The sequence below is a fragment of the Aeromicrobium sp. genome (assembly GCF_014378035.1).
Lineage (GTDB): Bacteria > Actinomycetota > Actinomycetes > Propionibacteriales > Nocardioidaceae > Aeromicrobium.
Genome location: NZ_JACMOM010000060.1, coordinates 1 through 8,522 on the forward strand (window position 1 = coordinate 1; position 8,522 = coordinate 8,522).

The 8,522-nt window shown below is 67.4% G+C and carries 9 protein-coding genes; 2 read left to right on the plus strand and 7 right to left on the minus strand.

Translation table 11 applies throughout. The features are described from left to right. Positions 1–312 precede the first annotated feature (312 nt). Together H7290_RS03285 and H7290_RS03290 are read right to left on the minus strand one after the other, a co-directional pair. Complete coding sequence (locus H7290_RS03285; protein ID WP_290512586.1) at positions 313–1,662, minus strand: HAMP domain-containing sensor histidine kinase; 1,350 nt, start codon at positions 1,660–1,662, stop codon at positions 313–315. Continuing rightward, a complete protein-coding gene (locus H7290_RS03290; protein WP_290512587.1) occupies positions 1,659–2,345 on the minus strand; it encodes a response regulator transcription factor in 687 nt (228 codons plus the stop codon). The genes H7290_RS03285 and H7290_RS03290 overlap by 4 nt, the downstream gene beginning before the upstream one ends. A 72-nt stretch (positions 2,346–2,417) precedes the next feature. Between H7290_RS03290 and H7290_RS03295 the strand changes: the two genes are divergently transcribed. Together H7290_RS03295 and H7290_RS03300 are read left to right on the plus strand one after the other, a co-directional pair. Beyond that, a complete protein-coding gene (locus H7290_RS03295) occupies positions 2,418–3,071 on the plus strand; it encodes a metallophosphoesterase (RefSeq protein WP_290512588.1) in 654 nt (217 codons plus the stop codon). Position 3,072: 1 nt separating this feature from the next. Further along, positions 3,073–3,927 carry a hypothetical protein gene (locus tag H7290_RS03300; RefSeq protein ID WP_290512589.1) on the plus strand — a complete coding sequence of 285 codons (855 nt, stop codon included), beginning with the start codon at positions 3,073–3,075 and terminating at the stop codon, positions 3,925–3,927. Positions 3,928–3,939: 12 nt separating this feature from the next. Here H7290_RS03300 and ugpC read toward each other — a convergent pair whose 3' ends face one another. The 5 genes from ugpC to H7290_RS21255 all read right to left on the minus strand — a co-directional run. Further along, positions 3,940–5,103, minus strand: a complete 1,164-nt coding sequence (gene ugpC, locus H7290_RS03305) for a sn-glycerol-3-phosphate ABC transporter ATP-binding protein UgpC (RefSeq protein WP_290512590.1) — start codon at positions 5,101–5,103, stop codon at positions 3,940–3,942. Between the two features lie 4 nt (positions 5,104–5,107). Beyond that, positions 5,108–5,950: a carbohydrate ABC transporter permease gene (locus tag H7290_RS03310; protein ID WP_290512591.1), complete on the minus strand. Its 843-nt coding sequence runs from the start codon at positions 5,948–5,950 to the stop codon at positions 5,108–5,110. A gap of 1 nt (position 5,951) precedes the next feature. Then, positions 5,952–6,902, minus strand: coding sequence for a carbohydrate ABC transporter permease (locus H7290_RS03315; protein ID WP_290512592.1), 951 nt, complete (start codon positions 6,900–6,902; stop codon positions 5,952–5,954). Between the two features lie 52 nt (positions 6,903–6,954). After that, complete coding sequence (locus tag H7290_RS03320) at positions 6,955–8,268, minus strand: extracellular solute-binding protein (RefSeq protein WP_290512593.1); 1,314 nt, start codon at positions 8,266–8,268, stop codon at positions 6,955–6,957. Positions 8,269–8,374: 106 nt separating this feature from the next. Beyond that, a partial coding sequence (locus H7290_RS21255) for a DUF3459 domain-containing protein (RefSeq protein ID WP_366927591.1) occupies positions 8,375–8,522 on the minus strand: 148 nt, incomplete at its 5' end.

Consider the following 8,522-nt stretch of genomic DNA (forward strand, 5'->3'; position numbering starts at 1 on the left):
CACCCCGGACGGTGTCGTCCCGGACGGTGTCGTCCCGGACGGTGTCGTCCCGGACGGTGTCGTCCCCGTTGGTGTCGCCCCGGACGGTGTCGAGCTGGGTGTCGAGCCCGTGGTCGACGCCGAGGAGGGATCGGCATGAGCGGTGAGGCCTGCGAGCCCACCTGCCAGGACGACGCCGGTCGCGGCGAAGGCGGCGAAGTGCCTGCGTGACCTCTGCACGAGGGAGGTGCGTGAGGTGAGTGCTGATTTGTTCATGACTCGAGTGTTGTCGGCTCCGCATCACGCTTGCCTCAGCACGAGGTCAAATGAACCTCAAATATTGCTGTGAGGAGCGTGAAGGTCGAGTCGAACGGTGTTCGTGCCGTCGTCGTTCGACAGGACGTCGAGCCGCCCGCCGGTCGACTCGGCGCAGCTTCGCGCGATGTCGAGTCCGAGGCCGCTCGACCCACGGTCGCTGCGGCCGCGCCGGGTGGCGCCGAGCGGTATCCCGGGTCCGCGATCGATGACGTCGATCTGGGCCCCGGAGTCGGTTCGCACGAGCACGACGCTGAGCGGGGTGCCCTCCGGGGTGTGGGCGATCACGTTCTCGATCAGCGCGTCGATGGCAGCTGAGAGCTCTTCCGCGGTGCACCCGACCTCGACGGCGTCGTCGGGGCGCTCGACGTCGACCTGACGACTCTGGTCCTCCGCCAGGGGCGTCCAGAAGATCACGCGGTCCAGCAGGACCTCACGAGCGTCGCACCGGTGCTGGTCGCGTTCGCGCTGGGGCAGGCGTGAGTGCTGGATGACTGCTGTGAGCGTGCGCTCGAGGGCCGCGACGTGGCGGCCCAGGTCGCGGACGCGCTCGGAGTCGGGCAGCGCCTCGACGTCGAGCCGGATCGCCGTCATCGGGGTCCGGAGTCGGTGGGACAGGTCGGCGATGGTCTCGCGCTCGGACGCCAGCAAGGTCTCGATGCGGTCGGCGAGCAGGTTGAGCGCCGTCGCGACCTGCGCGATCTCAGGAGCTCCGTCGACCGGGGCACGCGCGTCGAGCCGGCCCGCTCCCAGCTCGGCCGCCGTGGTGGCGGTGGCGACGAGGGGTCGGGTCAGTCGACGTGACACGATCTCGGCGCCGCCGGCCGACAGGACAAGAAGGAGCAGCGCACCTCCGGCGACGAGGCCCCACCGGCCGTAGAGCTCGCGGTTGACCGACTTGTCGTTGATGTAGCCGAGCACCAGTGCGCGGCCGGAGGGGCTCGTGGATTGGATCTCGATGACCCAGCCGTCGGTGGCACGTCGCACCTGAGGCTCCGACACCTTGCCGAGGTTGTCTCGGTCGCCGTCGCCGTCGCCCGCATTGTTCGCGCCCGAGCCGTCCATCTTCGTCGGACTCTTCACGCCGCCGGGCAACGCCGCACCGACCGAGGCGCCGCTCGGAAGGAACACCGTGACGGCGGTGTCTGTGCGGCTGTTGACTCGATCGACGTACTTGGAGGTCTGCGTCTTGGTGTACGAGTAGGTGCTCAAGAAGTCGGCGACGCCCTGCGTGACGTACTCCGACTCGCGGACGACCCGGTCGGACGTCGACTGCTTCAGGGCGATGGCCAGCGGCACCGCGAACAGCACCAGCACGAGGGCCGTGAGTCCCGTGGCGAGCAGCAGGATCCGCCGACGCAGCGTCATGTCGGGTCGACCATCTTCAGGCCGACCCCGCGGACGCTGTGCAGGAACCTCGGCTCCGCAGCCGTCTCGCCGAGCTTGCGACGCAGCCACGACACGTGGACGTCGACGGTGCGATCGCCCCCGCCCCACGGGAGGTTCCACACGTCTGCGAGCAGGTCGTGCTTGGACACCACTTCACCGACGCGCCGCGCGAGGTAGAGCAGGAGGTCGAACTCCTTGCGGGTCAGGACGATGCGCTCCCCGGCCAGCTCGACCTCGCGCCCCTGGGGGTCGATCACGAGGTCGGCGACCGTCACGGTGGCGGACTCCTTCTCGGCGCCGGGCCCACCGCGGCGGAGGACGGCCCGCACGCGGGCGAGCACCTGCGCCGCCGAGTAGGGCTTGACGAGGTAGTCGTCGGCACCCGCGTCGAGGAGTCGGACGATCTCGCGCTCGTCGTCGCGCGCGGTGGCCACGAGCACCGGGACCTGGCCGAGCGAGCGGATCATCGCAAGGACGTCGGACCCGTCGAGGTCGGGCAGGCCGAGGTCGAGGATCACCGCATCGGGGGCGAACTCGGCCAGACGCCCCAGCGCGTCTGCACCGCGAGCCACGGCGGCCACCGTGACGCCTTGGTTGGTCAGTGCCCGGCTCAGACCTGCGCGAATGTCGTCGTCGTCCTCGACGAGAAGGATGCGCAGCATGCACCGAGGGTAGCGCTGCGGGCCACGGTCAGCGGGAGTGTGACCTTCGCACCCCGGGACTAGGCTGGCGCGATGGACGGTGGTCGGATGGTGCGCGTGCTGGCGGTGGCTGGCGACGTTGCGCCTGCCCTCAACGACGCACTGCTCCACGACCTGCGCGTCGACGTCCTGCTCGCGGCCGGCGACCTGCCGTGGGACCACCTGGAGTCGCTCGCATCGGCGGTCGATGCGCCGGCGGCGTACGTCCCCGGCAACCATGATCCGCAGACAGGGGTTGGCACTGCCTCCGGGCCACGCGGCTTCGTCAATCTCGACGGGCAGGTGCTCGTCGTCGGCGGTCTGCGCATTGCCGGTCTCGGCGGGAGCGTGCGCTACAACTCTGGCGCCCACCAGTACACCCAGAAGCAGTACGCCCGCCGCGCCCGCAAGCTCCTGCGGAGCGCCCGCAGGATGGGTCCCGTCGACCTGCTCCTGACCCACGCGCCACCCCTGGGACTCGGCGATGAGCCCGACCCGAGCCACGTCGGGATCTCGGCGCTGCACGGCGTCCTCGAGACCTTGCAACCGAGGTGGCACCTGCACGGTCACATCCACCCCTACGGCATGCACAAGCCCGACCGGCAGGTCGGACCCACGACGGTCCGCAACGTGATCCCGTGGCAGCTGATCGAAGTCGCGCCGCACGCTGACACGTCCACGGCAGCCGGCGCCGGACGGCGGGCCTGACATGGTCAGCAGCTCGGGATCCCCACGCGTCGATGCCGAGAGCGACTTCATGCGAGCCCGGCGTCACCAGGTCCTGTCGAGCCTCGCCGCGCGGCTGCGCAACGACACTGCGGACGTGGTCCAGTCGGTGTCGTTCGACGAAGTGGACGAGGCGCTGGGGAGGCGCGCCGAGAACTACCTCGGGACCAGGGTCATCTCGCTGGACGCCATCGTGGGGTCGGTCGACAAGGTGCGTGACTTCGATCGGCGGTTCCGGCCGACCTCCGTCATCAACCGACAGCGCTGGGAGCGGCTCGCACGCGCCAGCCGGACCGGTGAGGTCATCCCGCCGATCGACGTCTATCAGATCGGCGAGTACTACTTCGTGCGTGACGGCCACCACCGGGTCTCGGTCGCCCGAAGCCTCGGCGTCGATCTGATCGAGGCGCGGGTGACGGCGATCGACACCTTCCTCGCCCCGGTCGGCATCGATGCCCGCACCGATCTCGAGCTCAAGTTCTGGCGACGGCTCATGCTGCAGCGTGTTCCGTTCATGGGTGACGCCCGGGCGGCGGTCGCCGTCGACAATCCTCCCGACTACGGGGTCATCGCCGAGACTGTCGAGGCGTGGGCGGCGCGCACGATGCACGCCGAGGGCGCCTACATGGACAAGGTGACCATGGCCGCGCGCTGGTACGCCGAGGAGTTTGAGCCCGTCGTCAACATGATCGAGGAGGCCGGCGTACGCGGTGAGGGCGAACGTCCGACCGAGGCCTACCTGCGGGTGGCCTGCGAGAGGTACAGGTTGATCCGCGAGCACGAGTGGAACGCCGAGGTCCTCGAAGCCGTCGGTCGCAAGGGCAAGAAGCGGCGCTGACGCCGGTCCCGCTCAGAGACCGACCGTGAGGTTGTCCCCGCTCGACGGGTCGAACAAATGCATCTTGTCGGTGTCGATGAACAACGTGGCGTCGTCGTCCTCCTTCACCTCGCTGGCCGAGTCCAGCGACACGATCAGCTGGGTGCGCAGTGAATCGCCGTCGGCCTCCCGCGCAAGCTCCTTGAGCTGGTCCTGCACCTTCGCCTCGGCCTCGTAGGGGACGTAGGCGTACTGCTGGTCACCCAGCCACTCGCGGACGTCGATGTGTGCCTTGAACGTCTGCGCCGAGTCGACCTTGCCGGCCTCGATGACCGAGACGTCCTCGAAGTGCTCGGGCCGGATGCCGGCCATCAGCAAGCCCTTGCCTGCGGCCCTCTCCGCCTTGGCGGCAGGAATCGGGAACGTGCCGAACGGCAGGGTGACCTCGTTGCCTTCGACCGTGGCCGGCAGGAAGTTCATCGGCGGCGAGCCGATGAAGCCGGCGACGAAGAGGTTGACGGGCTGTTCGTACAGCTCGCGCGGCGTCGCGAGCTGCTGCAGCACGCCACGCTTCATGACGGCCACCCGGTCGCCCAGGGTCATGGCCTCGGTCTGGTCGTGCGTCACGTAGACCGTGGTGATGCCGAGGCGCTTCTGCAGACGCGCGATCTCGGTGCGCATCTGACCGCGGAGCTTGGCGTCGAGGTTCGACAGCGGCTCGTCGAACAGGAACGCGCGGGCGTCGCGCACGATGGCCCGTCCCATCGCGACGCGCTGGCGCTGCCCGCCGGAGAGATGAGCCGGCTTGCGCTGCAGGTGCTCGTCGAGGTCGAGGGTCTTGCTGGCCGCGCGGACCTTCTCGTCGATCTCCTTCTCACTCCACTTGGCCAGCCGGAGCGGGAAGGCGATGTTCTCGTAGACGGTGAGGTGGGGGTAGAGCGCGTAGTTCTGGAACACCATCGAGAGGTTGCGGTCGCGAGGTGCCAGGTCGTTGACCCGATCACCGCCGATCAGCATGTCGCCGGACGTGATGTCCTCCAGCCCGACGATCATCCGCAACAGGGTCGACTTGCCGCACCCGGACGGCCCGACCAAGATCATGAACTCACCATCGGCGACATTGATGCTGATGTCATCGACGGCGAGGAAACCGTCTCCGTACTCCTTGACGATGTTCTTCATCTCGATGGCTGCCATGGGATCAACCCTTCACTGCGCCGGCGGTGAGGCCGGCGACGATCTTGCGCTGGAAAAACAGGACGAGGACGACGATCGGGACCGTGGCCACCACGGCGCCCGCGGCCAGCAGCGATGCTGGCCGGTTGAACGGATCGGCCCCGACGAAGAACGACAGGGCTGCAGGAATGGGTCGAGCGTTCTCCGTCGATGTGAGCGAGATGCCGAAGACGAAGTCGTTCCACGCGAAGAAGAACGTCAGGATCGCCGCGGTGAACACACCGGGGGCGGCCAGGGGCACGATGACCTTGCGGAACGCCTGCCACGATGTCGCACCATCGACCTGAGCTGCCTGCTCCATCTCCCACGGGATCTCGCGGAAGAACGCCGACAGGGTCCAGATCGCCAACGGCAGGGTGAACGACATGTAGGGGATGATCAGCCCCGGCCAGGTGTCGTAGATGCCGAAGGTGCGCCACATGTCGAACAGCGGCCCCACCAGTGAGACGACCGGGAACATCGCGATGACCAGGGCCGTGGTGAGCACGAACTTCTTGCCCACGAACTCCAGCCGGGCAATGGCGTACGCCGCGAGCGTCGCAAAGATCACCGACAGGATCGTCGCGATCAGGGAAATACCGATCGAGTTGAAGATCGAGCGTCGGAACTGGTCGTCCTGCAGCACGTCGCGGTAGTTCTGCCAGCCCGCACCCGTCCCGCTGGCGGGAAAGAAGCCCGGGCTCCCGACGGTGACTGCCTCCTGCGACTTGAACGACAGCGAGATGATCCAGGCCACCGGCAGCAGGCACCAGAGCAGGATCAGGGAGCACCCGACCGCCATGCCGGCACGGCTTTTCAGGTGCGTCATGTCAGCCCTCCTGCCGGGCGGCCGACAGGTCGACCTTGAACAGCTTGACGATCACGAATGCCACCAGGATCACTGAGAGGAAGAGCAGGACCGACAGTGCCGAGCCGATGCCGAGCTGGAACTGCTCGATGACTTGTCGGTAGGTCAGGAACGAGATCGACTCCGTCCCGTTGGCCCCAGCCGTCATCACGAAGATGTTGTCGAAGATCCGGTAGGCGTCAAGGGCGCGGAACAGCACAGCGACCATGATGGCGGCCCGCATGTTGGGGAGGATGACCTTGTACAGACGTTGCCACCACGTCGCGCCGTCGACCTTGGCGGCCTCGAGCATGTCCTCGGACACCTGGGCAAGCCCGGCCAGCAGCAGCAGCGACATGAAGGGCGTCGTCTTCCAGATCTCGGACGCCATGATCGCGGCGATCGACGAGGGGTACTGCGCGAACCAGTTGAAGTCGTTGCCCACGAACGGCAGCCAGCTGTTGATGAACCCGTTCGTGTTGGAGAAGGCGAACTGCCACGCGAATCCGGAGACCACCGTGATGACGCCGTAAGGGATCAGGATCGAGGTGCGAATGATCCCCCGGGCGAAGATCACCTTGTGCATGACCATCGCGAAGGCGAAACCGATGACCAGCTCGACGAACACGGTGACCACCATGATCATCACGGTGTTGGCGGTGTCGCGCCAGAACAGCGAGTCGCCGAGGGCCGTCCCGTAATTGGCGAGGCCCACGAACGTGCGGTCGTCGGGTGCCGTGAGGGTGTAGCTGAACAGTGACAGGTAGAGGGCCCGCAGCATGGGGAAGGCGGTGACGACCAGCATCAGGACGATGGCCGGAGCCACCAGCTTGCGGCCCAAGGAATTCTCAGCTCGCGACCGGTCGGAGCTCGGGGGCTTCCGGGCCTTCGATGCCTTGGGGGTCTTCGCCGCGGTATCGAGTTGCGCCGTCACCACGACACCTCCCTCAGGGGGGCGTGATGGTGGTTGATTCGCGTGCGCTCGTTCACAGCAGTGCCTTCCCGCTCAGGATTGCCTTGAGGAACGCCGCAGACTGCTCCGGCGTGCTGTTGGGGTTGACCGAGGTGGGTGAGTGCCATTTCGACTGCACCGCGCTCGAGATCTGGCTGTAGAACGCGCTCTTGGGCCGCGGCCCTCCTGTGTCGACGCTGTCGCTGTAGAGCGCGAGAAGGTCGGCGGGGTAGGCATTCTTGAGCTCGGCGGAGTCGTAGACCGTCTGCCGTGACGGCATCAGGCCCTCGTTGACCGCGAGGGCGGTCTGCGCCTTGCCGTTGGTGACGCAGACGGCGGCCTTCTGGGCGAAGGCGGGGTGCTTGGAGTAGGCGCCCACACCGATGTCGATGCCGCCGATCGGGGGCTTGGACGGCTCGCCCGCAACGGTCTGTGGGTAACGCGCCCACCCGAGGTCGGCGAGCTCCGCCTTGTCCTTCGGTCCACCCGGCTTGCCGATGAGCCCCTCATAGTTCTTGTAGACGAAGGTCCAGTTGGTCATGAACTCGCCAGGGCCGTCCTTCGCGAACATGGCCCCGAGGCTCGTGCCCTCGTTCGACGTGGAGAAATCGGGCTGGGCAGCGCCTGAGTCGGCGAGCTTCTGGATGACGGCCGCGGCCTCGTCGCCGGCCTTCGAGTCAATCGTCACCTTGGCGTCGCGACCCTTCTCGACCGTCGTCGGGTCGAGGATGTTGCCCCCGGCGCCCTGGATGAGCGAGTTGATCCACACGACGTAGGCCTCGTACTTGTTGGCCTGGACGCCCACGGTGGCCTTGTTCTTGGCCGCCGCATCAATGACCTGGTCCCAGGTGACCGGCTTGGTCATGTCGAGGCCGGCCGCCTTGGCGAGTGAGCGACGGTGCCACAGCACCTGGGTATTGGCCCACTGTGGAGCCGCCACGACCTTGCCGTCCCACGTGACGGTCTGCGCGGCGCCCTTGAGGACGTCGTCGTCGAGCACGGTGTCGGCGAGCGCACCCTCGAACGGTGCGAGCCACTTGGCGTTGGCGAACTCGGGCACGAACACCGGGTCGAGGCTCATCAGGTCTGTCGAGCTGTCCCTTGCGGCCAGACGGCGGGCGAGCTGCGTGCGCTGGTCGGTCGCGCTGGCGGGTAGGAGCTGGATCTTGATGTCGTAGTCGGCCGTGCTGCAGTCCTTGGCAAGCTTGTTGAGCGTGCCCTGCCCGTCGGGGTTGATGTACCAGTTGAGCGTCGGCTTGCCACCGCCGCCGCCACAGGCAGCGAGCACGCTCATGGTCAATGCCGCGGCGATGCCAGCGGCGACTCTGCGAATCGGACGTGTGGTCATGTGCTCCCCAACCCGGTCCAACGGAAACGACCTACGAAAAGTGACGCGGGCCACAAGGACCCAACGAACCTAACCGCATGCTTGAGCGAGTGCAACTGAGCCGCCGTCAGGCGCACAGCCACACCGTCTCGTCCGAGCCCAGCACCGCCCCGGTCTCCCTCGGCTGGCTCGATGCGAGGACCACGGCGTCGGCGGGGAGAGGCACAGGCACGTCCCCAAGGTTGGCCAGGACGGTGACCGATCCGTTCGTGGCC